Source organism: Pusillimonas sp. (assembly GCF_035515275.1).
In the GTDB taxonomy this organism is placed as follows: domain Bacteria; phylum Pseudomonadota; class Gammaproteobacteria; order Burkholderiales; family Burkholderiaceae_B; genus Pusillimonas.
This window is the reverse complement of record NZ_DATJBQ010000149.1, coordinates 1-25,076: the sequence shown is the minus strand read 5'-3', so window position 1 is coordinate 25,076 and position 25,076 is coordinate 1. Positions and strand designations below refer to the sequence as shown.

At 59.2% G+C, this 25,076-nt stretch carries 16 protein-coding genes and 1 tRNA gene; 10 read left to right on the top strand and 7 right to left on the bottom strand.

Annotated elements, in window-relative coordinates; translation table 11 throughout:
• Positions 1 to 23 precede the first annotated feature (23 nt).
• Positions 24 to 1,094: a thiamine phosphate synthase gene (locus tag VL003_RS10805; RefSeq protein WP_325442330.1), complete on the bottom strand. Its 1,071-nt coding sequence runs from the start codon at positions 1,092 to 1,094 to the stop codon at positions 24 to 26.
• A complete protein-coding gene (locus VL003_RS10800) occupies positions 1,087 to 1,953 on the bottom strand; it encodes an ATP-binding protein (RefSeq protein WP_325442328.1) in 867 nt (288 codons plus the stop codon). Before VL003_RS10800 ends, VL003_RS10805 begins: the two co-directional genes overlap by 8 nt.
• Before the next feature lie 160 nt (positions 1,954 to 2,113).
• Between VL003_RS10800 and VL003_RS10795 the strand changes: the two genes are divergently transcribed.
• The 8 genes from VL003_RS10795 to VL003_RS10760 all read left to right on the top strand — a co-directional run bounded on the left by VL003_RS10795 (position 2,114) and on the right by VL003_RS10760 (position 16,901).
• Positions 2,114 to 3,079, top strand: coding sequence for a polyprenyl synthetase family protein (locus VL003_RS10795; RefSeq protein ID WP_325442326.1), 966 nt, complete (start codon positions 2,114 to 2,116; stop codon positions 3,077 to 3,079).
• Between the two features lie 9 nt (positions 3,080 to 3,088).
• A tRNA-Pro gene (locus VL003_RS10790) sits at positions 3,089 to 3,165 on the top strand.
• Positions 3,166 to 3,605: 440 nt separating this feature from the next.
• Complete coding sequence (locus tag VL003_RS10785; protein ID WP_325442324.1) at positions 3,606 to 9,953, top strand: peroxidase family protein; 6,348 nt, start codon at positions 3,606 to 3,608, stop codon at positions 9,951 to 9,953.
• Positions 9,954 to 10,047: 94 nt separating this feature from the next.
• Positions 10,048 to 11,520, top strand: coding sequence for a TolC family outer membrane protein (locus VL003_RS10780; RefSeq protein ID WP_325442322.1), 1,473 nt, complete (start codon positions 10,048 to 10,050; stop codon positions 11,518 to 11,520).
• Between the two features lie 15 nt (positions 11,521 to 11,535).
• Positions 11,536 to 12,345 (top strand): SapC family protein, encoded by an 810-nt coding sequence (locus VL003_RS10775; RefSeq protein WP_325442320.1) that lies wholly within the window; start codon positions 11,536 to 11,538, stop codon positions 12,343 to 12,345.
• Positions 12,346 to 12,409: 64 nt separating this feature from the next.
• Positions 12,410 to 14,164 carry a type I secretion system permease/ATPase gene (locus VL003_RS10770; protein ID WP_325442318.1) on the top strand — a complete coding sequence of 585 codons (1,755 nt, stop codon included), beginning with the start codon at positions 12,410 to 12,412 and terminating at the stop codon, positions 14,162 to 14,164.
• Positions 14,165 to 14,171: 7 nt separating this feature from the next.
• Positions 14,172 to 15,515: an HlyD family type I secretion periplasmic adaptor subunit gene (locus tag VL003_RS10765; RefSeq protein ID WP_325442316.1), complete on the top strand. Its 1,344-nt coding sequence runs from the start codon at positions 14,172 to 14,174 to the stop codon at positions 15,513 to 15,515.
• Complete coding sequence (locus VL003_RS10760; RefSeq protein ID WP_325442314.1) at positions 15,516 to 16,901, top strand: TolC family outer membrane protein; 1,386 nt, start codon at positions 15,516 to 15,518, stop codon at positions 16,899 to 16,901. It begins immediately after the preceding gene.
• 21 nt (positions 16,902 to 16,922) lie between these two features.
• Here VL003_RS10760 and VL003_RS10755 read toward each other — a convergent pair whose 3' ends face one another.
• A complete protein-coding gene (locus tag VL003_RS10755) occupies positions 16,923 to 18,539 on the bottom strand; it encodes an FAD-dependent monooxygenase (RefSeq protein WP_325442312.1) in 1,617 nt (538 codons plus the stop codon).
• Between the two features lie 187 nt (positions 18,540 to 18,726).
• Between VL003_RS10755 and VL003_RS10750 the strand changes: the two genes are divergently transcribed.
• Both VL003_RS10750 and VL003_RS10745 read left to right on the top strand, forming a co-directional pair.
• Positions 18,727 to 19,656, top strand: a complete 930-nt coding sequence (locus tag VL003_RS10750) for a helix-turn-helix transcriptional regulator (RefSeq protein WP_325442310.1) — start codon at positions 18,727 to 18,729, stop codon at positions 19,654 to 19,656.
• 176 nt (positions 19,657 to 19,832) lie between these two features.
• Positions 19,833 to 20,693: a hypothetical protein gene (locus VL003_RS10745; RefSeq protein WP_325442308.1), complete on the top strand. Its 861-nt coding sequence runs from the start codon at positions 19,833 to 19,835 to the stop codon at positions 20,691 to 20,693.
• Here the strand turns inward: VL003_RS10745 and VL003_RS10740 are convergent.
• From VL003_RS10740 to hutU, 4 genes are all read right to left on the bottom strand, one after another.
• Entirely contained in the window at positions 20,653 to 21,939 is a 1,287-nt protein-coding gene (locus VL003_RS10740; protein WP_325442306.1) for an arsenic transporter, read from the bottom strand. The two genes, VL003_RS10745 and VL003_RS10740, sit on opposite strands and share 41 nt — an antisense overlap.
• Positions 21,940 to 22,081: 142 nt before the next feature.
• Positions 22,082 to 23,317, bottom strand: coding sequence for an imidazolonepropionase (gene hutI, locus VL003_RS10735; protein ID WP_325442304.1), 1,236 nt, complete (start codon positions 23,315 to 23,317; stop codon positions 22,082 to 22,084).
• A complete protein-coding gene (gene hutG, locus VL003_RS10730; RefSeq protein WP_325442302.1) occupies positions 23,314 to 24,282 on the bottom strand; it encodes a formimidoylglutamase in 969 nt (322 codons plus the stop codon). The genes hutI and hutG overlap by 4 nt, the downstream gene beginning before the upstream one ends.
• A 9-nt stretch (positions 24,283 to 24,291) precedes the next feature.
• A partial coding sequence (hutU, locus tag VL003_RS10725) for a urocanate hydratase (protein WP_325442300.1) occupies positions 24,292 to 25,076 on the bottom strand: 785 nt, incomplete at its 5' end.

The following is a 25,076-nucleotide window of genomic DNA, read 5'->3' as shown; positions in this document are numbered from 1 at the left end:
GCTTGGCAATCGGCGCTGTCGGCCTAAGGCGCAAGCAGCCCCCGGATGCCTGCAATGCCGTGGGCGCCATGCTGTTGTGCGGTTGCAAGTGTCGCAGCAGATTGCCCTCCGATAGCGTACACAGGCAAGCCTGCCTCGCTGGACAAGTCGGCAAAGCCTTCCCAGCCCAGAGCCTGTTCCTGCGGATGCGAGGGCGTGTCAAGCACATGACCCAGCACGGCAAAATCGGCTTGCAATGCACGGGCTGCGGCCAGATCCTGCTTATTATGCGCTGATACGCCCAACAGGCGGCGAGGCGTCAAATGGGCGTCCAGGCGAGACATGGCGTACTGCATGCTGTTTGGGTCCATGTCGTGCGTGGGTGTGTTGGGGGCCATGTTGCTCTGAATGCGCTGGAGCGCTGTGCGTGCCCCCGTGACAAAGTCATGTGCATCCTGGGCCCGCAGGTGCACCCCGTCGGCCTTGGTCCACCAGTCTTCAGGGTGAACACTGTTGACCAGGCAACGTGCGCCCGCTTGGCGGCACACTTGCAGCACGGCTTCCAGGCCGGCGCGGACCTCTTGGGCAGGCGCAGTCTGCGCCCACTCGGGCTCGCGAAATTGCACTAACGCCGGGCCTTCCGACAACGTGGCGCGCAGCCGATCAAGAAACCCTGCCAACGCGTCGCTTGTGCCGATAGAGGTCAGCACATAGCGCTGCGGCAGTTGCAGCCATCGCAACGGTGGCTCGGTGGCGGGCAGCAACGGGCCCGTTTCTAAGGGCCGATCGGTTTGAACCCAGCTCAGGGCCTGCCCTTCGAGCCCGGTGGGCGTGCCTTGCCAGCCCGTTACTTTGCAGAAGGCCAGGCGCACGATGGTTTTTGGGTACTCGTGTATGTAGGTGACCCAGCGCGTGGCGTCGGTAACTTCGATGCCCAACTCTTCTTTGAGTTCGCGTCCCAACGCCTGCAGCACGGTTTCGCCCGACTCGATCTTGCCGCCGGGCAATTCCCACCAACCGGCCCAGGGCTTGTCGCTTGGCCGCTGTGCCAATAGCAGGGCGCCGTCTGGTCGAAGTATCAGCCCGGCAGCGACATCGACGAACGGTTTAGACATGACGCGCGGCCCAGTCACGAGCGAACTGCCGTGCCACGCGCCCCGATCGCGATCCGCGTTCGAGCGCCCATTGCAGCGCTTCGACGCGCGACTCCTGAATGCTGGCAGGCGTGCAGCCATGCACGCCCAGCCAGTAGTTGACGATGTCCAGGTAGTCGTCTTGCTTGAAGGGGTAGAACGACAGCCACAGCCCGAAGCGTTCAGACAGCGACGTTTTCTCTTCAACGGTTTCGCCAGGGTGTATCTCGCCGTCCGGTTGATGCTTGGCACTGAGGTTCTCGCTGACATACTCGGGCATGAGATGGCGGCGGTTGGACGTGGCATAAATAAGCACGTTGTCGCCGGCAGCACTGATTGAGCCGTCAAGCACCGATTTAAGCGCCTTGTAGCCCGGTTCGCCTTCTTCAAAAGAAAGGTCGTCGCAAAAAATAATAAAGCGTTCGGGCCGGTTGCTGACCATATCCACAATGTCGTCCAGATCGGCGAGGTCGGCTTTGTCGACTTCGATCAGGCGCAGGCCCTGGTCTGCGTAGGTGCTGAGCATGGCTTTGACCAGCGAGCTTTTGCCGGTGCCGCGCGCGCCGGTCATCAGCACGTTGTTGGCCGGCTTGCCCTCGATGAACTGCCGGGTGTTGCGGTCAATAATGTTTTTTTGCCGTTCGATATGTTGCAGGTCGCGCGTCTCGATGTGCGAGACATGCCGAATGGCTTTCATCCAGCCACGGCCGGTGCGTTTCTGCCAGCGAAAAGCGGGGGCGCTCCAGTCGGTTTCGGGGGGGACGGGCGGCAGCCAGGCTTCCAGTTGGGCCAGAACGCGTTCGGCGCGCTCAACGAGCGTGGTCAAATCCAGTGCACTCAAGCGATTCTCCAGAATATTCCAGGAAAACCACCATTATCGCCAATTTCGGGCCGGAGAGCCTTTGGTGAACACGTATAATCTAGCCTGGCTCCGCCCCGCTGCCCCAGGCAGCCGCCGGCGGTCTTGAGTTGCCCTTTGGCTTTTTGTTGCGGATTTCTCCTTGAGCCTACCCGATTTGCTTGCCCCTATATCAGACGACATGAAAGCCGTCGATGCGGTCATTCGGTCTCGTTTGAACTCTGATGTCGTCCTGATACGAACTGTCGGCGACTACATCATTGGTGCCGGCGGCAAGCGCATGCGTCCCGCCTTGTTGCTGATGGTCGCGAACGCACTGGGCTATCAGGGCTCGCTGCACCATCTGCTGGCGGCAGTGGTCGAGTTCATTCACACGTCTACGCTGCTGCACGACGACGTGGTCGATGAATCAGACCTGCGTCGCGGACGCAGCACGGCCAATGCCGTGTTCGGCAACGCTGCCAGCGTGTTGGTGGGCGACTACCTGTATTCGCGCTCGTTCGAGATGATGGTCGAGGCCGACTCCATGCGGATTATGCAGGTGCTGTCGCAAGCCACCACCATTATTGCCGAGGGCGAGGTACTGCAGCTGCTCAACGTGCATGATTCGGCCGTATCCATCGACCGCTACATGCAGGTGGTGCGATACAAAACAGCCAAACTGTTCGAGGCCGCTTCGCAGGTGGGCGCGATTATCGCCGGTGCAGACGCCCGCCAGGAAGAGGCCGCCGCGTCATACGGCCGGCACGTGGGTACGGCGTTTCAGCTGGTCGACGATGTGCTGGATTACAGCGGCGACGCCGGCTCGCTAGGCAAGAACGTGGGCGATGACCTGCGCGAAGGCAAGCCCACCATGCCGCTGATACGCGCCATGCAGGTTGGCACCGAGGCCCAGCGCCGGCTTATTGCCGACGCCATCGAAGCCGGCGACGGCGATTTCGAAGCCGTTGCCCGCGCCATACATGAAACCGACGCGCTTGAATACACGCGTCAGGTAGCCGTTGCCGAAGCCGAACAGGCCCGTCAGGCACTTGACACCTTTCCGGTTTCCGCGCATCGAGATTCTTTGCTAAAATTTTGTTCTTTCGCGGTCGAGCGAGACCGCTAAAGAACAAATCGGGGTGTAGCTCAGCCTGGTAGAGTACTACGTTCGGGACGTAGGAGCCGGAGGTTCGAATCCTCTCACCCCGACCAATTTCATACAAAGCTTTCATACAAAGCTCGACACGAAGCGCCATACAAAGCGCCACAAAAAACCCCTGAAATATCTGTTTTAACCAAGCAGATATTTCAGGGGTTTTTGTTTTTTTTCGAGCGAAAAACTTTTTAGTCTAGCACTGACTTTGCATCAACGCATCCCCCTTTGGGTTGATACCGCGTTTAGCCTAAGCCTTCTATCCGGATTGCTGACACAAATCCTACGCTGATAACCTGCTTGCCTGGCCACAAAAGATACATTCGGACATGAAGCCTTGTTCATTCATGTCTCGATATTTCGTATTAAAGAAAATGTGTTGTGTTGTAACTCCGCGGTGGGAAGCCCGGAGAAGCATGAAAAGCGTCGCAGTTCCGGGGGGTTTAAAGAAATGCGCTGATGTCGCACTGCACGGGTGATCCACCCAGGGGAGAAAGTCATGGTTACACTGGTTAAGCACGATCTTGAATTCATTCTGAAGCAAATTCGTATTGCAGAGGCCCACGCCAATGGGGGGGATTTGGCCCAGTTGGTGGCCGAAGCCGGCTTGGGTGCCGGTGCCGGTACCGCTTCGCTACAGGCGCACTTGCTTCCGTACGGCTTGCGCACCGTCGACGGTACGTACAACAACTTGTTGGAAGGGCGTGAAACCTGGGGCGCGGCGGATCAGCCGTTTATTCCGCTGACCACGCCGGTGTTTCGCAACGAAGGAAACGACCCCGATTTTAATGGGGTCAGCAACGAGAATTACGGCGCGCCGGGTAACGTGGTTGATTCAGACCCCCGCCTGATCTCGAATCTGATCGTTGACCAGACCAACAACAACCCCGCTGCCGTGGTGGTTGCGCAGCAACTGCGCGATGCCGGCTATACCGTGACTGAAACGCCGGTGCTGAACAACGGCGTACAGGTCTTTCGAACTGACGCCAGTGGGGCACAGATTCTCGACCCGGTAAGCGGTGAACCGATTCCGGTGGTTACGTACCATTTTCCGAATATTTCGCCCGATATCGGCGATTCGGCCCCCTTTAACGGTATTTTCACGCTTTTCGGGCAATTCTTCGACCATGGTCTGGATCTGGTTCCCAAAGCAGGCAACGGTACGATCTTCATTCCCTTGCAAGCCGACGACCCGTTATACGTACCGGGCTCGCCGACGAACTTCATGGCAATGACCCGGTCTACGCCCAACCCTCAAAACATTACGACGCCTCTGGTCGATCAGAACCAGACATACACCTCGGACGCATCGCATCAGGTGTTTTTGCGTGAGTATGTGCTGGTTGACGGCAAGCCGGTGGCTACTGGGCATTTGCTGGAGGGGGCGCGCGGCCTGGCGACCTGGGCCGACGTCAAGGCTCAAGCGCGAGATATCCTGGGCATCGAGCTGACCGACGCCGACGTGGCCAATATTCCCATGGTGCGTGTCGATCCGTACGGCAACTTCATTCCTGACGAGAACGGCTTTCCCCAGCTTGTCACCGGGCTTGGCCCGGACATGATTCCCAACACCGCCGATGATGTGTTGATTTCCGGAAGCCCGGGCGCGCCCGTCAGTACCGCGGCGGCGATCCGTATTGATCACGCCTTTCTGGACGACATTGCCCATGCGGCCGTGCCCTTCATGGTGAACGGGGTACTGCAGGCCGATGCCGACGATGTGGTGGGGTATACGCAGGGCTATGACGCCCAGGGTCGACCCTTTGCCTACGACAACGAGCTGCTGGATGCGCACTACATTACGGGCGACGGACGTGGAAACGAGAACGTCGGGCTAAGCACCATTCACCATGTATTTCATGGCGAACACAATCGACTGGTCGAGCACACCAAGGACGTTGTCCTGGCGTCGAATGATCTGGCTTTTTTGAATGAATGGCTGCTGGTGCCGGTTACCGCGGTGCCAACCACCGAAGCCGGAATCGATGCGCTGCAGTGGAATGGCGCACGTCTGTTCCAGGCAGCGCGCTTTACCAACGAAATGGAATACCAGCACCTGGTCTTCGAAGAGTTTGCGCGAAAGATGCAGCCCGACATCGACGCTTTTGTATTCGAGCCGTCGGCCGACATCAATCCGGCAATTTTTGCTGAGTTCGCCCATGCGGTCTATCGCTTTGGGCACTCGATGCTGACCGATGGTTTCGACATCATTCCGGTCGATGCCCAGGGCAACGTGCTTCCCGCAGAGCATATTCCTTTGTTCAATGCCTTTTTGAACCCCTTGTCGATGGGCGCCGTTGATGCCGAGGGCAATGTAATCGTTAATCATGACGTCGCCATGGGTGCGCTGATTCGAGGCATGACGCGCCAGGCGGGCAACGAGATTGACGAGTTCGTGACCAATGCGCTGCGCAACCAGCTTTTGGGTATTCCGCTGGACCTGGCGGCCATCAACATTGCGCGCGGTCGGGATACCGGCCTGCCCTCGTTGAACGAAGCCCGAGCCCAGTTCTATCAGATAGCCAATCAGGACACTCAGCTTAAGCCGTACGAGAGCTGGACCGACTTTGCCTTGAACCTGAAGAACCCGGCGTCCATCGTGAACTTCATTGCGGCATACGGCACGCACAGCAGCATCACGGCGCAAGGTACCCTTGAGGGCAAGCGCGCTGCCGCCTACGACCTGGTGTTTGCGGGGGATAACTCTCCGCCCGACCGCCTCGCTTTCTTGAATTCCACCGGGGCCTGGAGCACCATTGAAACCGGTCTGAATAACGTCGACCTCTGGATGGGGGGCATGGCCGAAAAGCACATGGATTTCGGCGGCATGCTGGGCTCGACCTTCAGTTTCGTGTTCGAGCTGCAGCTTGAAAACCTGCAAGACGGCGACCGTTTTTATTATCTGTCGCGCGTGCAGGGTTTGAACTTGCTGAACGAGCTCGAGAACAACACCCTGGGCAAGATGATGATCCGCAACACCGATCTGGGCGCAGGCGGTGTCACGGCCTTGCCGGGCGATATCTTTTCTACCCCCGACCACATTCTTGAGATGGTACGCGCACGCCAGGTCGGTGAAGACCCAACGTTCGACGATCCGTTCCTGCAGGCGTTGAGCCCCAAAGTGGTGCGCGTGGACGCCAACGGTGACGGCATCGACGAGAAGATTGTGTATCACGGCAGCGAGCACATCGTCATCGGTGGCACCGAGGGCAATGACATCATTGTCGCCGGTGCCGGAGACGATACGGTGTGGGGCTACGGCGGTGACGACACGATCGAGGCCGGCTACGGCGTAGATCATATTTATGGCGGCGACGGCGACGACATTATCACGAACTCGGGCACGGACATTGGCGAGACCGACTTTCTGCATGGCGGAAACGGTAATGACGCCATTCACGGCGGCAGCGGGCTGGCCCTGATATTCGGCAATGACGGACAAGACTTTATTGTGGCCGGGCCTGACGGCAAAGAAGTGTTCGGGGGCCTGGGCAACGACTTTATTCTTGGTGGCGACGGCGTCGACTTCTTGCTGGGCAACGAGGGTGACGACTGGATAGAAGGAGGAGGCCGATTTGACACGCTGGCGGGCGAAAACTCCGAGCTGTTCTTTAACTCGTCCATCATCGGTCACGACGTATTGAACGGCGGCAGCAACGACACCGACTACGATGCTGAGTCCGGTGACGACATCATGTTCCAGGGCGCGGGCATACAACGCAGCAACGGCATGGCGGGCTTTGACTGGGCGATTCACAAGGGCGACCACCAGGCGGCCAACTCCGACCTGGGTATTCCGTTGTTCGCCACCCAAGAAGCCTTCATCTTGCGCGACCGCTTTGATCTGGTCGAAGGTTTGTCCGGATGGATCTACAACGACGTGCTGACCGGCCGCCGGGAATCCGTCAACGCCCGGGCAGAGCTGGACAATACCGCGGCTATTCCGGGGGCCGACAGCATTCTTGATTCTTATTCCAATGCGCTGCTGGAAAAGAACCTGTCGCTGATCAACGGGCTGGCCGAACTGGTGGCACACAAAGAGCGCACGACGGTAACGGTGGCGGGCATTACCGAGACCATCGTGATGGATACCGCGGATGCCTCCGACATTTTGCTGGGCGGCGGCGGCAGCGACGTCATCAAGGGCCTGGCGGGTGACGACATTATCGACGGCGATCGTTGGCTGAACGTGCGTATTGCCATTAACGATGCGCAAGGCAATGAAATCGGCTCGGCCGATGGAATGACACAGCAGGTGCGCGACGCCGCCGGCAATTTGTTGTTTGGAGGACGTACGCTGGATGCACTGGTGTTTGATCGCACCATCAACCCGGGCAACCTGTCTATTGTTCGCGAAATATTGAATGGCAACGTCGAGGGTGACATTGATACGGCGGTGTACACCGACGTGTTCGAGAACTATACATTCACCCAGAATGCCGACGGAAGCATCACGGTCGACCATAGTGGTTTCGATCCGGACGCCGTTCCCGAAGGACTGGAAAACGGCGCTCCGAACCCCGTTTCCGATGGGGTCGACAGGCTGTTCAATATCGAGATGCTCAGGTTCTCGGACGGCAACGGAGGAACGGTCGATTATCGTGTCGACCAACTTTTCAACATTGCCGCGACGGGGGCCCCGATCATCAGCGACACCACGCCCACCGAAGGCCGGCCCCTTACGGTCGACACCAGCAACATTGCCGATGAGAACGGCATGGGTAATGGCGTATTTACGTATCAATGGCAGGTGTCGTCCGACGGCGGCACCACCTGGGCCGACATTAACGGTGCCACTGCAGCCACCTTTGTTCCCACGGGCAATATGGGCGGCGTAAATGGAAACCCGGGTGTCCAGTTGCGTGTGTCGGTCAGCTTCACCGACGGCAGGGGCAATGTCGAGACGCTCTTGTCCGAGCCGACAAGTGGCGTCGGCGACCACTGGGTCGGCACCAATGGGGCAAACATTTTCATTGGCGGCGCCGGCGACGAAATTGCCGACGGACGCGGCGGGAACGACTTCTTGTCGGGTGATGCCGGAGACGATGTGCTCAACGGCGAGGACGGAACCGATACCCTATTTGGCGGAGCGGGCAACGACGTGCTGAATGGCGGATCGGGCAACGACACCTTGATGGGCGGCGCGGGCAACGATGTGTTGGTGGGGGGCACCGGCAACGACGTGGCCATGTATGTGGGCCAGGCCAACTCGTTCACGATTGATCGCGTGGGCGGCACGATTACGGTCACCGACAATAGCGGTGCCGAGGGCACCGACACCCTGACCAGTATCGAAACCATTCAGTTCGCGGGCGTCGACTACTCGATCGTGACGGGTACCGAGGGCTCCAACCAGAACCTGAATGGTTTCAATGGGGCCAGCGGTTCACAATTGATCTTCGGTCTAGGCGGAAACGACACCATCAACGGCGGTGCCGGAAACGACATCATTCTGGCGGGGGCGGGTAACGACACGATCCGGCAAACCGGCAGCACCGGTGGCCGGGATATTGTCGACGGCGGCGCGGGGGTCGACACCTACCAGCTAAATGGCTCGGGTGGAGAGCTCTTTACCATCTACACACGCAGCACGGCACAAGCCGCCATTGCGGGGCTGGTGCTGGCCGCCAATACCGATATTGTGGTGGCCCGCAACGGACTGGTTATTGCCGAACTGGCCAACATCGAAGAGATCTACGTCAATACGCTTAACGTGTCCTCGCCGGGCGGCATCGGGGGTGGCGTCAGCGGTGCCAGCCTGATCCAGGTCGTGGGAGACTTCACCGAAACAAGTCTTAACCTGAACACGATCACCATCGACGGTGGCGACGGCGACGACGTCGTGGATATCAGCTCGCTGCTTTCGGCTCATCGTATCGTCTTCCGTTCAAACGGCGGCAATGACATGATCGTGGGTGCCTTGCGTCCACAGGACGTGATCCAGCTTCCCGAGGGCATGACACAAGAAGGGTCGACGCTGAGCAGCACGAACGGCCTGACCACCATCACGGGCGACGGCCACAGCGTGACTTTCGCGAGCGAGGGGCTGCCAACCATACAGCTGGCCGGCGGACAGACCTTCGTCATCGATTCCAACCCTGATGATGACGATGACGGCCTCGATGACGACGACGATGACGACTGGGTAGACGATGATGCTGATGTCGGTGAAGAGCCGGATGGTTCCCCCGGCCCGCAGCCGGAGGCGTCGCAGGGAGTTGGAAGCGCGGGTGGCGTGCAGAACGGCGGATCGGGTGCTGACACATTGCGGGGGAACTCGGGCGACGATGTGCTGAACGGCGGATCGGGCAATGATCGCCTGTTTGGTGGCGGCGGTGACGACGTTCTGAACGGCGGTTCCGGAAACGACGTGCTGGACGGAGGCGCCGGCGATGACATTCTGAACGGCGGTTCCGGTAACGACGCCCTGGAAGGAGGCGCGGGCGACGACATTCTGAACGGCGGTTCGGGTAATGACATTTTGCATGGCGGCCTGGGCGACGATATCTTGACCGGCGGTGCGGGCGACGACATTTTTGTCTTCGGAGGCAACGATCTGATCACCGACTTTACGGTCGGCCAAGACCGCATCGACCTGCGCAAACTGGGCATCACCCTTGAAACGTTCGGTGCGAAGGTCAGCCTCGTGGCAGCCGGCAACGACATGCAGCTGAAGATCCTGGGTGACACCATGCTGGTGTCGGACATCAATCCGCAAGATGTGGGCATGGACTCGTTCATACTTGCTGACTCTGCGGCCGCAGGAGCCCCCAACCTCAACAACCCGGACCCGACCGGCACGTTGAACAATCCGGTGCCCACTATCGACGACTACTTCCTTTGTTGATCCAACGGCTGGGTCGGGTTGCTCCGGCCCAGCCGCTCGGATGAAAGCAGCAAGCGGTGTTCACGCCCACGAGTATTACAACAAGGAGGGGCAGATGGTGGCTACAGCGTTGCGTTGCGGTTTGAAGGCCTTTTGCCGGGCGAGCGTGCTGGCGCTCGTTCTGGGCTCCGGCGTTGCCTTCACCCAGGAGACCGGACAAGAAGTGACATCGCCCAGCGCGAGCACCTATGACTTGATGGATCTTTCGCGGGCCTGGAGACGGGCCCTTGAACATGACCATGTCTATCAGGCCGCCATCAGCGAACAGGCTGCTTCGCAGACCGAACGAGCGCAAGGGCGTGCCGGCCTGCTGCCCCGGATACAGGCCGGATACTACTTTGGCAAGGTAAAGGGAAACGCCACGCAACACGGCTCATGGCTGGGTGGTTCAGGCAGCTCCCGGCTTGACTACGACTCTTCCAATGCCTACGTGCAACTGCAGCAGCCCCTGCTGAACTATGGAAGGTATTCCGATTATCGACGGGGCGTGGCGCGGGCCGAACACGGCATGGCAGTGTTTCAATCCAAGCGGCAGGACGCCGGCATTCGATTGGCTGTTGCCTATTTCAACGTCCTGCTCGCTTACGAGGGTTGGACGCTGCAGCGTTCGCTTGAGTCGTCGCTGGCGGAACAGCTGGCCGTCATAAAAGAGCGCTATCGTCGGCATGAAGCGACGCGTATCGACGCACAGGAGACCGAAGCCCGGCTTGCGGTGGTGCGGGCCGACCTGATCGCCGCGAACGATGAATGGACCCTGGCCCGACGTGAGCTCGAGGCACTGCTCGGCGAAGCGCCCACGCACTTGGCCATGCTGCGCGCTGATTTTCCGCTGCCCATGCTGATTCCCGCGTCGCTTCAGGAATGGCTGGACCATGCCTCGGCCAATAACGCCGAGGTTCAGTCAGCGCGCCAGGCGGTCCGTGTGGCCAGCGCCGAGGTCGACGTGGCCGCCAGCCGTTATGCACCCAGCACCGACCTTGTGGCGGCCTATGGCAGGGCCAAGAGCGAAAACCTTTCATCCATCAGCCAAAAGACCAACACTTTCTCTGTCGGTATCCAGGTCAGTATTCCTTTGTTTGCCGGCGGATACAACCGGGCCAATGTGTCGCGGGCGCGTTCAGAACGGCTTCAGCGGCAACATGAGCTCAGGGCCGTTATCGAGCAAACACAGGCCGAGGTGACGCGCCATTACACGAATGCGCAAACGGGTGCCGACCATATCCATGCGCTTCGAGAGGCGGTGGCTTCTGCCCAGCTCAGCCTTGATTCGGCTCGCAAGGGTTTCTTGTTGGGCGTGTCCGGCAATCTTGAAGTGCTCAAAGTGCAAGACCAGCTGTATCAGACCAAGTACGACCTGGCGCAGGCGCAACTGGACTACCTGCTGGCACGCCTTCAGTTGCTGGCTTCCGTCGGTCGGCTCGAGGCCGCAGCCATAGACGAAATTGACGATACCTTCCTGGATGGGCCCATAGCGTTGCCGGGCGACAGGCGTCATGACAACGTGTCGTTGGCCTATTCCGGTAAATAGAAAAGGAGGCTTCTTGTGATCAATGTGCAAGTAGTGCAAAAAGAGCGACATGCCGATCTGATGTGGCAGCGTTTTGGCTCTTATGAACATGCCGCGGCCGATGCCGTGGTGCACCTGGTTCTGCCCGAGATCTCGCGGGCATGCCTGGCCATGCCCGTGGGCTTCATCATGGTGCGCGAAAACCTGGTTCCCGTCGCGGTACAGGGGCTGGAGCCTGGGCAGAATCTGTTTGTTGCCGAAGACGGGAGCTGGCTGGGCGACTATATTCCAGCCGCTTACCGAAGCCATCCGTTTGCATTGGGAGCGACGCGCGACGGGGAGCCGATACTTTGCGTACTTGAAGACAGCGACCTGCTGGTGAAAGCCGGTGGCGAACCTTTTTTCGACGAACAGGGCGAGCGGGCGCCTTGTCTGACGCAGGTGCTTGAGTTCATGGTTGAGGTTGCCAATCACAGAAAGGCAACCCGGCGCGTTTGTAGTGTGCTGCAAAAACACAGGCTTATCGAGCCGTGGCAGTTCAAGTGCGAAACCGAGGTCGGCATTCAGTATGCCGAAGGCTTGTTTCGCATCAATAAAGCCGCCCTTGAGAAACTGGGCACCAGCGAATTTGACGAGCTTCGTCGTACGGGTGCCTTGCCCGTCATCTATTGTCAGTTGCTCTCCGTCCAGCATGTGGCGAAGTTGCATCGCATGGCCCAAGAGCGCAAGGCGGGCACGCCGGATCAGCCGCTGGCCGGCGCCGAAGACCTGGACCTCGAGTTCTTGAACAGCGGGGGTACGGTCAGCTTTGGACTGCATGCTCCCACGCTGGGTACGCAGGCATAAAAGGGGTACTTTCATGAAACCGTCACGACGCACTGAATTGAGCACTGCCCTTCAACGATTTCGTATGACGTTCTTTTATCTGGCAGCGTTCAGTTGTGTCATTAATATTCTGGCGCTTACGCCGTCGCTATACATGCTGCAGGTATACGACAGGGTGCTTGCCAGCGGCAACGAAACCACGCTGATGATGCTGACCTTGTTGGTGGTGGGCTTGTTTCTGTTGTCTGCCTTTCTCGAGTTCTCACGCTCGTCGGTGCTGATCCGCATAGGCAACCGATTCGACATGATGCTTAATACGCGTGTTTTTAGCGCCGCGTTCGAACGCAACCTGGTGGGTGCGCCGGGCAATCCCTCTCAGGCCATGCAAGATCTGGCCAATGTGCGTCAGTTCTTGTCGGGCAATGCACTGTTCGCGTTCTTTGACGCCCCCTGGACACCTATTTACATAGCCGTTACGTATATGGTTCACCCCTTGCTGGGTCATCTGACCCTGGGTGGATCTATTGTTCTATTCATTCTGGCCTGTGTGACGCATGCCGTGACACAGAAGCCGCTGGCCGAGGCAAGCCGCGCCTCGATGGCGGCGGGGCAGTTCGCCAATAATCATCTGCGCAACGCCGAGGTCATAGAATCGATGGGCATGTTGCCCGGCCTGCAGTCGCGCTGGTTCGGCCAGCATCGGCGGGTGCTTTCTTTGCAGACGCTGGCGTCCGATCGCAGTGCTCGCATCAGCTCGTTGACGAGATTCGTACGGATTTCATTGCAGTCGCTCAGCCTGGGCGCCGGTGCCATGCTGGTTATAGACGGCTCCATCACGGCCGGAATGATGATCGCCTGCTCTATCTTGATGGGCAAGGCCTTGGGGCCGGTCGAAGCAGTGATCGGCTCCTGGAAACAGTTTCTAAGTGCGCGAGCCGCCTACGGGCGCATTGACGACATGCTGAAGGCGGCACCCCCTAACGAACACGGCCTTAGTCTGCCGGCGCCCAAAGGAAGGCTGGAGCTTGACGGCGTGGTAGCGGCCGCTCCGGGCGGTAAGGAAGCGATTTTGAAGGGCGTCAGCTTCAAGGTTGAACCGGGCGAAGTCATAGGGGTTATTGGGCCGTCCGCCTCCGGTAAATCGACCCTGGCCCGGTTGCTGGTGGGGGTCTGGCAGGCCAACCGGGGCAACGTGCGGCTTGACGGCGCCGATGTCTTTCACTGGAACAAAGAGCAGCTTGGCCCGCATCTGGGTTATTTGCCGCAAGACATCGAACTGTTCGAGGGCACCATCGCCGAGAACATTGCGCGATTCGGAGATCAGGACGACGAGCAAGTGATTCGGGCGGCTCAGAAGGCCGGTGTTCACGACATGATATTGCATCTGCCCCAGGGCTACGATACCCGGCTGGGCGTCGACGGAGCCTCGTTGTCGGGGGGCCAGAAACAGCGCATTGCGTTGGCGCGCGCACTTTACGGCGACCCGGCGTTGGTCGTGCTCGACGAACCCAACTCAAATCTTGATGAGTTGGGCGAGGGTGCGTTGGTCGAGGCGGTTGCGGGCTTGAAGCAGCGTGGCGCAACTGTGGTCATCATCACTCACCGCATGAATGTTCTGAATGTCGTCGAGAAATTGCTTGTGATGCGCGATGGCGCAGTCGACATGTATGGCTCGCGCGAAGAGGTTCTGAAGGCTCTGCGTCAGCAGCAGATTCAGGCGATAGCTGCCGGCGCCCAGGCCAAGGTAGATGCCGTTACCGCCCAAGCCAAGGCCAATGCCCAAGCCGCGACGGCACAGGCCAAGGCCAATGCAGCCCTTCAAGTTGTTTCCAACGGATAGGTACATCATGAACACGTCCTCCAGAAGCCTTGTGCAAATGTCCGACGATAGCGTGGTAGATGTAGACCTCAATTCCCACAAGCCCTTGCGCCGGGGGCTGGTCATTCTGCTGCTCGGTTTCGGCGGCTTCGTCTACTGGTCGGCCTTTGCGCCGCTCGATGCCGGCGTTCCGGCCGATGCCACCGTGCATGTCGCCGGCAATCGTAAGGTGATTCAGCATCTTGAGGGCGGTACGGTGGAAGAGATTCTAGTGCGCGAAGGCGACCAGGTCGATGCCGGAGAGGTCTTGCTGCGCCTGAACCGCACGCGAGCCCTGGCCGAGCAGGGTGTGGTCAGCTCTCAGTACATTACCGCCCGGGTTATTGAGGCTCGACTTTTGGCCGAGCGCGACGGCCTGTCCACGATTGTTCACGATCCTGAGTTAATGGAGCGCTTCCAGAACGACCCGCGGTTTATCGAGGCCGGCCGTGCACAAGAGCGCTTATTTCATGCACGGCGCGAAGCGCTAAGCGGCGAAATCGCCATTCTGCTCGAAAACCAGCGCGGGGCCGAGGCTCAGCTTAAAGGCCTGGTGCAGGTGCACGCTAACCGGCAGGCGCAGGTGGGCTATATAAACAGCGAACTCAAGGGGGTCCGCGAACTGGCCAAGGCAGGCTATTTGCCCCGCAATCGCATGCTTGAGCTGGAGCGTGATGCGTCTCATCTCAGGGCGTCGCTGTCGGGCGACGTGGTTGAGGTGGGTCGTGCGCAAAATCAGATTGCAGAGCTCAAGCTTCGCATCATGCAACGTAGTCAGGACTACCAAAAAGAAGTGCAGTCGCAATTGTCAGACGTGCAAAAAGAGGCTTCTGCCCTGGGTGATCGACTGAATGCGCTGGACTACACCGTTCGAGAGACCGAGGTGCGCGCACCCACCCGCGGATATGTACAGAACCTTAGCGTACATACCATCGGGGGGGTAATAGGCCCCGACACGGTGTTGATGGAGCTGGTTCCCAATGCGCACGCCTTTCTCATCCACGCCAAGGTGCCCGTGCAGGCGATTGACAAGATGGCCCCCGGTCTGGACGTGGAGATTACGTTTCCCGCCTTCAATCACGCGCGCACGCCCAATATTCCGGGCAAAGTGCTTACCGTGTCGGCCGACCGCCTCACCGACCCCGAATCCAAAACACCGTATTACCTTGCCCAGATCGAAGTAACTGAGGAGGGCGTTCCGATGTTGGGCGAGAACGTCATCCGCCCGGGCATGCCCGCATCGGTTTTGATTCGTACCGGCGAGCGCACCATGCTCAGCTACTTGTTCAAGCCGTTCCTTGAAAGGCTTGATAAGTCGTTCAAGGAGCAGTAAATGCGAACCGTTCAAGTGGTCAGCCTTTACTGGCTTTTGGCCTGGCTCTGCACCGCATCGGCGGCTTCTGCCACGCCGCCTCAAGATACCGGTGGGGCCGTGACGCTGTCGCAAGCCTGGCAAAGCGCAATGCAGAACGACCCCACCTATCAGGCTGCCATCAGTGAACGCGAAGCGGGGCAGGCCAACCGGGCCATCGGCAGGGCGGGGCTGCTGCCGCAAGTCAACGCCTCGCTGGGGCGACATAAAATTCGCGGCACGCTGGAAGGCCCAGGTGCTTGCGGCCCTGAGTGCACCGACCTGAACTACATGAGTCGCGTCAACGAAATTCGTGCGACGCAGACTCTATTCAACTGGAGCCGTATCGCCGAGTACCGTCAAGGACACGCACGAGCCGATTACAGCCTGGCGGTTTTCGAGACCCGGGCCGAGTCCACCTCGTTGCGGCTGATCAACCGGTATTTTCAAACTTTGCTCTCTTACGAGAACGTTGTGCTGGCCAAGAGCAAGCTTCAGGCCAATGAGAAGCAAGTGGAGGCAGCACATTCTCGCTTCAATGCAGGCGAGGGTACATTGCCTGAGGTGAGAGAAACCGTGTCCAGGCGCGATCTGTCGCGGGCTGAGCTGATCAAGGCCGAAGATGAGCTTTCTGTGGCGCAACGCGAGCTGCAGGAAATGCTGGGTCAGCCCCCCACGCAGCTTACCGCCGTTAAGTCGGATTTTGCGCCGCAGCCGCTCGACCCGCCCACCCAGGAAAGCTGGCTGGCGATGGCCATGACAAACAACGCCGAGATCCAGGCCGCCGAGAAGAATCTTCGTGTCTCGGATCAGGAGATCGACCGGACCTTTGGCGGACACCTGCCCACCCTGGATCTGATTGCCGCACGTCGCAACGTCGACGCCGACACCATTTCCACCCGTGATCAATCCAGTAATACCACATCCATCGGCTTGCAACTGGCCGTGCCAATTTATTCCGGAGGCCTGGTCAGTGCTCAGGTCAAGCAGGCCAGACACAACCATCAGCGAGCGCTACAAGAACTGGCCGCCACCCGGGAAAGGATTGCTGTCGAGGTAACGCGGCAGTATCAGGCGGTGGTAAGCGGTGCACAGCGTATTCAGGCGCTGGTGCTGGCGGTGAAGTCCAGTGCCGAAGCGTTGCAGGCCACCCGTATGGGGTACCAGCTGGGAACGCGTTCCGTTCTGGATGTGCTCGATGTTCAAGAACAAAGCTACCGCGCGCAGCTGGACCTGACCCAGGCCCGCCTGCAATATGCCCTTGCCCGGCTGGCTCTGGCCGGCGCGGTAGGGCAGTTGGACGCCGAGGTGATAAGCCGCGTTGACACAATGTATTTCGGGCCGGAAAAGGTCCTGTTGCGTCGTTGAGCGACGCTCAGGGTCGTGCCTTCATGCCGTCCAGCCCAGGGCGATGCGCAGCACAGCTTGCATATACGGTGTGTCGGCGTTTTGGTCGGATTCGGCCTTCCAGGTAATGAATCCGTCGGGGCGGATCAGCACCGCGCCGCTTCTCGAGACGTTGTAGCGCGAGGGGAACGCCCCCTGCGCGTCGCTGACTGCGCCCTGTCCGTTTAATACGTATATGTCCAAAGGAAGCCCGAGACGGGTTGCTGCAGTTTGGGCGGGCGGCGCCCATTTTTCGCCCTCGGGCCCCGCAAGCAGTACGTGGCGGTTTGCCACCAGATCGATTACGGGGGTTTCTTGGCCATTGCGTTGCAGTAAAAGATGTGGAGCCCGGCTACCAGGGCGACCTGTTGCCTGGCGTGGGTCTTCGTAGACACGATCGTGGTCGTCTTGCACCGGCATGATGATGCGTGACCGGTACAAATAACCGATCTCCATATTCAGGTCGTCGACCAGCGGCTGCATGCCCTCGCGGTCGCGTTCGGGGTGAATGCGCAGCACATAGCGCGTGTAGGCCTGTTCCACTGTAAGGGCGCTGACGGGGCGACGCTCGGAATCGTAGGTATCGAGCAGCGCGGGTGAAGCAATTTTCTGTAGTGTGAGTGCAAGCTTCCAGCACAAATTGTGCGTGTCCTGCACGCCGGTGTTACCTCCAAAGCCACCCGTGGGCGGCATGATGTGGGCGGCGTCGCCCACCAGAAAAACGCGATTCTTGCTGAATGCCTGTGCCACTTCGGCCACGGCCTGCCAGCGTGCGACATCTTCGATGACGATGGTTGCATCGGGGTCGCCAAGGCCCGAGCGCACCAGCTGCTCTGCGATTTGCGGCGTGATGACGTCGGCGATGTTGTGCGCTTCGGGGCGGTTGACGTCGCCTACGGTATTGACGACCAAGAAGCCACTTTTTCCGCTGCGCTCCATACGGAAGAAGCCGCGCAGATCGTCATTTTTAACGTAGATGACTCCGAGGTTGCGGCCTTGAAGCCACTTGGCGCAGTCAGCTCGAAAGTACAGGGTAACGCTATGCGAAAGCTGCCCATGGCCAGACATGCCGATGCCCAATTGGTGGCGCACCGGGCTGCGATTGCCATCGGCGGCGATCATGTACTGCGCCTGTATGGTGTCTTCTCGCCTTGTTTCGACATGTCGTACGGTTGCGGTTACACCCAGACTGTCTTGCTCGAAATCGATAAGTTCGGTGCTGTACCGCAGCTGTGCACCCAGCTCTTGTGCCCGCTGACGCAACAGGGGCTCAAGGCTTTGCTGGGTCAGAAACAGCCTGCGGCTGGGGCTGTGGTGCTCTACCCCTTCGTTCAGGTTAGCGATATATTTCGCTATCTCCTTACCCGCCAGGGATTCGACCGCACTGATGCCGCCATCGGGGTCAAACTGCGCCTCGGATGTGCGGCGCACTGCGTCTTCCAGGCCAATGGCGCGAAAAGCCTCAAGCGTGCGCAGGTGAAAGTGGCCCGCGCGCGGATGTATGGCCGTTCCCTCGTGGCGCTCTACAGCCAGGCACTGCACGCCGTGATGGGCCAACATGGCTGCAGCAGAAAGCCCCACCAGACTGCCGCCTATGACCAATACATCGGTGTGAATCATATGGTTAGTCTCCCGGTTTGATGCCTGTCATTCAATTTTTATGAGTCGACTGTAAAGGCGGGCAAAAGACGCGGCTATCAGGTTTCGCGCGGTTCTTTCAGAAACCGATCTGGTACAAACCCTGATGGGGTAAAGGACAGCAACTTCCTTAATCTATAACGATGTGAACTACGGAGCTTGGCAAGTGATGGCACAGGCGCAGCTCAGATCGCACGGCGAGTTTCCGCTACGCGAAACCCATCGTATTCCCGCTTTGCCGGGAAACCGTATGGAATTGTCCAGCGAGGGAAAGGGCTGGCACGATCTTTACGTGTCAGTTGCCAACGAACAGTCGTGGTCGGCCGCCATAGGCGGGGTCGACCATTTTTGCCTGGCATATTGTGTGTCTGGTTCGGCAAGCATTACCCGGCATATTTCAGGCAATGTCGCGTCGCATCGCGCTTTGCTTAGGCCCGGGTATTTTGGCAGCATCCCGGCGGGTGCCGACACCTGCTGGCGGGTCGAAGGGACTCCGCAAGTCATGCTGCTTTATTTGCGCAGCTCATTGCTCAAACAGGTTGTAAACCATGTTTTTGAGGGCGACGAGCGCCGCATGCAGATTCGGCCTATTTTGGGCGAGGCCGAGCCCTTGCTCGAGCAGTTGTCGCTGGCGGTGCTGTCGGCCTTGCGTGCGCCGGGCGCCGACGACCGTCTGTATGTCGACAGTCTTGCCAATGCTTTGGCGGTTCAGACCTTGTTCGCCTTGGGCGATGCCGATACGCGCCCGGCGCAAGCGGCGATGCGCCGAGGTATATCAAATATTGGCATGCGGCGCGTGCTTGACTATATCGATGCCGAGCTGGGCAGCGACCTGAGCTTGGCTGCGCTGGCCCAAGTGGCCAATTACAGTCCGAGCTTCTTCGCCCGGGCATTCAAGAGGCATACCGGCGAACCTTTACACCAATATGTGTTGCAACGCCGGGTGGCGCGAGCACGGCAGCTGCTGCTTGGCTCCGACGAAGCCATCAGTCAAATTGCCGTGCGAACCGGGTTTTCAAGCCAAAGTCACTTGAACAGCGTGTTTCGTCGTCTTACCGGCGTCACGCCCGGGGCATTACGCCTTAGTCGCGGGCTTTAAACACTTGCCCCGCAGCGGGTCGTAATTTCGGCCGGGCTGTATAATTTCAACCCCCTACCAACCGGCATGGAAGCTACCTTTCTGATCAAGGTGTTCAGACTAATTGATCGATTGGTGCTTTGCTTTTTATACCCGCGTCGCATTGGCCTTTGTAATGGCAATAAATGAGATTATTTATGCGCTCCGGCATTTTTTTTTTGGTTTCGTTAGGTTTGGCCTCGGCCTTTGTATTGTCGGGCTGCGGCAAAGCGGGCATTGACAAAAACATAGTCACCGACAGCGAAGCCAATTATCAGAAAACACTAAGCGCGGCCTGGGCAAGCATGACGCCCGCACAGCAAGAAGCGTATAACTGGGCTGTTCGCAACTTTACGCTTGAGCAGCTGACGGCCACTTATTCCACCATTACGCCCCGCAAATTGATAGAGAACGAGGCAGAGTACTCCATCAAGCGCCACTCAGCCGAGATAGGCGAATCGACCAAGGGTCTGGCCAAACATGCTCAGCGTTGGGCGCAAGAAGAACAGCAAGTCGAATCGGCGACCACTGAACTCAACAAAATAACGTTTACGCCGATCGGTTTTGTAAGAAACCGGTTCTCGGGCAAGATGGACTTTGAGTACATGGTTCGAAACGGCAGCACCTACGACGTTTCGTTTCTGGCTTTTGACGCTTGGGTTCTTGTTGACGCAGAAGAAGGTGCCGGGCGCCATTGCCGCGTTCTGGGCGTATTCGCGCATCGGGGCGGCTTGCCCAGCGGAAAAACCCTGAAGACCTCTTTCGAACCTGGTTTCGAATGTCGGGCGTGGCGTACGCCCGAGGTTCAAAACGCCCATAATTTAAGTTATAGGTTCGAAGTCGATGTAAACAGCGTCAAGGATTTTGGCGAGCGAAAGATTCTTCCCGAGCTGACTCGGCCGCTACGCAGTGATTTCGAAAGAACCATTAAGCATTCCGAAGAGGCCATTGCAGCAGCCATGAGGGCCAAGGCTTCGCTTACAGCGTCTGCAGGTGCAGCACCAGCGCCGCAAGGGTAAGCAGCAGCACCGGCAGGGTCAGCACAATACCCACCCGGAAATAATAGCCCCACGTTATGGTCATTCCCTTGCGCGAAAGCACATGCAGCCATAGCAGTGTGGCCAGGCTTCCGATGGGGGTGATTTTCGGACCCAGATCGCTGCCAATGACATTGGCATAGATCATGGCCTCTCGAACAAGCCCGCTTGCCTCACTTGCCTCAATCGACAGCGCACCGATCAGTACGGTAGGCAGATTGTTCATAATCGATGAAAGCAGGGCGGTCAGCACGCCTGTGCCGATGGTGGCCGCCCATAGGCCTTCATTGGCAAGCGCATCAAGCCAGCCCGCGATCATGTCCGTCAGCCCGGCGTTGCGCAAGCCGTACACGACCAGGTACATGCCCAGTGAGAAAACGACAATCGCCCAGGGGGCTTCCCGTATGACCTTGCGGGTGCTGATTACATGGCCGCGAGCAGCCACAATCAGCAATATCAGAGCGCCCAGTGCGGCAATTGCACTAACCGGAATGCCAAAGCCTTCTAGAGCGAAGAAGCTGACAAGCAGCAAAGTCAGTACATACCAGCCGGCGCGGAACGTTCCCCAGTCTCGAATTGCATCGCGTGGAGCCTTCAACTGGCCGGCATCGTAGCGCACGGGTATGCTCGTGCGGAAATACAGCAGCAAGACCGCCAGGGTGGCGGCCACCGAAACGAAATTGACCGGCACCATTACAGCGGCGTAGCGTGCAAAGCTGATGTCGAAAAAATCGGCCGACACAATGTTGACCAGGTTTGACACGATCAGCGGCAGGCTTGCCGTATCGGCGATAAAGCCGGCCGCCATGACGAACGCAAGCGTTGCCGCCGGCGTAAAACCCAAGGCAAGCAGCATGGCCATGACAATAGGCGTCAAGATCAGTGCCGCGCCATCGTTGGCAAAAAATGCCGATACGGCCGCGCCCAGCAAGATGATCAAGGCAAATAAAAGGCGGCCCCGTCCGCCGCCCCAGCGTGCCACATGCAGCGCGGCCCACTCAAAAAAGCCGGCCTCGTCAAGCAACAGGCTGATGATAATAATGGCAATGAACGTCGCCGTCGCGTTCCAGACTATGCCCCACACCACGGGGATGTCGGCTACGCCGACCACACCGAAGATGAGCGCCAGGGCAGCGCCCAATGACGCGCTCCAGCCAATGCTGAGGCCGCGAGGCTGCCAGATGACCAGCACGATGGTGACCAGGAAAATAAGTAAAGCAGGGATCATGATTTGTTCTTGGTAATGCCCGCGTGCGGCGGCTGCTCGCCCAACGTGTCGAGCTCGCGCTTGATCGAAACCCGGTCGAGGGTGGCGAGTGGCAGGCTGGTATGGAAATGATGCGCGCTTGGGTTCGCAGGGAGTTAGCGGATTAAACCTGACCGGCGACCTTTCCGTTTTTGACTATTTGCACACAGGGGTTGAAACCCATGGCATAGGCCAGGTCGCCGGGGCGGTCGATTTCCCATAGGGCGAAGTCGGCATTCTTGCCCGGCGCGAGGCTGCCGATCGAGTCAGCCAGGCCCAAGGCGCGCGCAGCGTGCAGGGTGGTGCCGGCCAAGGCCTCTTGCGGAGTCAGCCGAAAAATCGTGCACGCCATGTTCATGGCCAGCAGGAGGGAGGTCATGGGCGAAGTGCCCGGGTTGCAGTCGGTGGCCACCGCCATGGGTACGCCGGCGTCTCGCAGTGCCTGAATGGGGGGCAGACGAGTGTCGCGCAAGAAATAGAAGGCGCCCGGCAGTAGAACAGCCACGGTACCCGCTGCGGCCATGGCGGCTACGCCATCATGTGACAAATGCTCCAGGTGGTCGGCCGAAAGCCCCCCATACCGGGCCGTTAACGCGGCGCCGCCCAGATCGGAAAGCTGTTCGGCATGCAGCTTGACCGGCAGCCCATGGCGGCGGGCCGCCTTGAAGACCCGTTCGGTCTGCTCGGGCGTAAAGCCGATGTTCTCGCAAAAGGCATCGACCGCATCGACCAGTCCACGTTTCGCAAGCGACTCCAGCATGTTGCCGCACACCTCGTCAATGTAGTCGTCGGGGCGCCCGGCGTATTCGGGGGGCAGGGCGTGAGCGCCCAAAAAGGTGGTGCGTACGGTCAGCCCTGTGCGTTGTTCGATGGCACGGGCGACCTTCAGCATCTTTTCTTCGTTGGGCAAGTCCAGGCCATAGCCTGACTTGATTTCAAGTGTGGTCACGCCCTCGGCTGCCAAGGCGTGGACCCGTGGCAGGCTGGCGGCAAGCAGCTCGTCAAAGCCGGCCGCCCTGGTTGCACGCACGGTTGAAACAATGCCGCCGCCCTGACGCGCTATTTGCTCGTACGCCACGCCATTAAGCCGGGCCTCCCATTCGTTGCTGCGATTGCCGGCATAGACAATATGTGTGTGGCAGTCGATTAACCCGGGAGTAAGCCATGCGCCGCCTGCGTCGTGTTCTACTTGGGCTTGAGCACTGGAGGGCAGCTTATTACGCGGGCCCAGCCAGGCGATTTTTCCGTCGCGCACGGCAATGGCGCCGTCGGGAATTTCTCCGTAGCGCCTGGCAGGGCTCATGGTCGCCAGCTTCACGTTCAGCCAGAGTGAATCCCAGTGGGGGCTAGTGTCGTTCATAGTGAGCTTGCCTGGTTGGCGATGCGTGCCACCAGCCGCGCTGCAACGCGTGCGCTTCGGTGATCAATGTCAAACTCGGGGTTAAGTTCGGCGATGTCGGCCAGGCGCAGCTTGCCCGACGAGGCAATGCGGTCGACCAATGTTTCAACGATATCCAGCGGAACACCCAGCACCGCTGGGGCGCTGACGCCAGGAGCGATATGTGCCGGCAGCACATCGAGGCATATAGTGAAATAAATGTGGTCAACGTTGTGAGTGAACGCATCCAGCCGCGCAATAAGGTCGCTGCGTGCCATGTGGTTGAGCTCTTCATCAAGCATCCACATTACCCCCAGCGATTCGGCGCGGTCGAACAAGGCCTGCGTGTTGGCAAAGCGGCTGATTCCCAGGCAGCAGTAATTGAACATCCAGCCGCGTTGCTGGCAGCTTTCAGCGATTTGTCGAAAAGGCGTTCCCGAGCTGGCGCGGTCGGCTTGCCTAAGGTCAAAATGCGCATCCAGATTAATGACGCCGATGCGTGGCGCAGAGGTGGAGGACACCTGCAGGTAACGCGCCAGGCCCTCAAATGAGCCGAAGGCAATTTCATGGCCCCCGCCCAGGGTGATCGGTAGCAGGCCCTGATGCAAAAGCCCCGCCAGGTGTTGAGAAAGTGCATCTTGTGCCGCTTCAAGGCCGTCGTGCTCGCCCACGCGCTGAGGCGAGATATTGCCGGCGTCAAACAACCAGCGACATTCATGCGCCGGCATATTGCCCAACATCGCACGTATGGCATCGGGCCCCTTATGCGCGCCCGGCCTGCCGTGGTTACGATGAACGCCCGCATCACAGGCAAAACCCGTAAGCGCCACGCCTTGATGGGCGCCTGCGGCTACAGGCTGGATAAGCTGGTGCCAGCGCAGGCCCGCGGCGCCCTCGGCGGCATCAATGCGACCTTTCCATTGCGTCATGTCGGCAGCGGTGTACATAAAGAAGCCTTACTTGATCATGGGCAGGTGCAGGCCGAAGCGCTTGGCGCAATCAATGGCCGCCTTGTAGCCGGCATCGGCATGGCGCATGACGCCAGAACCGCAGTCGTTGATCAGCACGCGCTCCAGCCGTTTGGCCGCCTCATCGGTGCCATCGGCAACAATGACCATGCCGGCATGCTGCGAGTAGCCCATGCCCACGCCCCCGCCATGATGAAACGATACCCAACTGGCACCGCCTGCCGTGTTCAGCAGGGCATTGAGCAAGGGCCAGTCTGATACGGCATCGGTTCCGTCGAGCATGGCTTCGGTTTCGCGGTTGGGGCTGGCGACCGAGCCCGTATCCAGGTGGTCGCGCCCGATAACGATAGGTGCTTTCAGTTCGCCGCTACGCACCATCTCGTTGAACGCGAGCCCGGCCACGTGGCGCTCGCCCAGGCCCAGCCAGCAAATGCGTGCCGGCAAGCCCTGAAAGGCGATGCGGTCGCGCGCCATATCGAGCCAGCGCTGTACCGGTTTGTTTTCAGGGAACAGCTCTTTGATCTTGGCGTCGGTCTTGTAGATGTCTTCGGGGTCGCCCGACAGCGCAACCCAACGGAAGGGGCCTTTGCCCTCACAGAACAACGGGCGAATATAGGCCGGAACAAAGCCCGGGAAGTCAAAGGCATGACTGACGCCCGCATCGTAAGCCACCTGCCGGATGTTGTTGCCGTAATCCACAGTGGGAACACCCATGGAGTGGAAGTCGAGCATGGCCTGTACATGAACGGCGCATGATTCACGGGCTTGCTCAA

What these genes read in the sequence shown, in the direction of transcription:
- VL003_RS10770 (WP_325442318.1), top strand. Translation starts at nt 12,410, where the DNA reads ATGACGTTCTTTTATCTGGCAGCGTTCAGTTGTGTCATTAATATTCTG.
- VL003_RS10785 (WP_325442324.1), top strand. Translation starts at nt 3,606, where the DNA reads ATGGTTACACTGGTTAAGCACGATCTTGAATTCATTCTGAAGCAAATT.
- VL003_RS10740 (WP_325442306.1), bottom strand. Translation starts at nt 21,939, where the DNA reads ATGATCCCTGCTTTACTTATTTTCCTGGTCACCATCGTGCTGGTCATC.
- VL003_RS10750 (WP_325442310.1), top strand. Translation starts at nt 18,727, where the DNA reads ATGGCACAGGCGCAGCTCAGATCGCACGGCGAGTTTCCGCTACGCGAA.
- VL003_RS10805 (WP_325442330.1), bottom strand. Translation starts at nt 1,094, where the DNA reads ATGTCTAAACCGTTCGTCGATGTCGCTGCCGGGCTGATACTTCGACCA.
- hutI (WP_325442304.1), bottom strand. Translation starts at nt 23,317, where the DNA reads ATGAACGACACTAGCCCCCACTGGGATTCACTCTGGCTGAACGTGAAG.
- VL003_RS10780 (WP_325442322.1), top strand. Translation starts at nt 10,048, where the DNA reads ATGGTGGCTACAGCGTTGCGTTGCGGTTTGAAGGCCTTTTGCCGGGCG.
- hutG (WP_325442302.1), bottom strand. Translation starts at nt 24,282, where the DNA reads ATGTACACCGCTGCCGACATGACGCAATGGAAAGGTCGCATTGATGCC.
- VL003_RS10760 (WP_325442314.1), top strand. Translation starts at nt 15,516, where the DNA reads ATGCGAACCGTTCAAGTGGTCAGCCTTTACTGGCTTTTGGCCTGGCTC.
- VL003_RS10755 (WP_325442312.1), bottom strand. Translation starts at nt 18,539, where the DNA reads ATGATTCACACCGATGTATTGGTCATAGGCGGCAGTCTGGTGGGGCTT.
- VL003_RS10745 (WP_325442308.1), top strand. Translation starts at nt 19,833, where the DNA reads ATGCGCTCCGGCATTTTTTTTTTGGTTTCGTTAGGTTTGGCCTCGGCC.
- VL003_RS10765 (WP_325442316.1), top strand. Translation starts at nt 14,172, where the DNA reads ATGAACACGTCCTCCAGAAGCCTTGTGCAAATGTCCGACGATAGCGTG.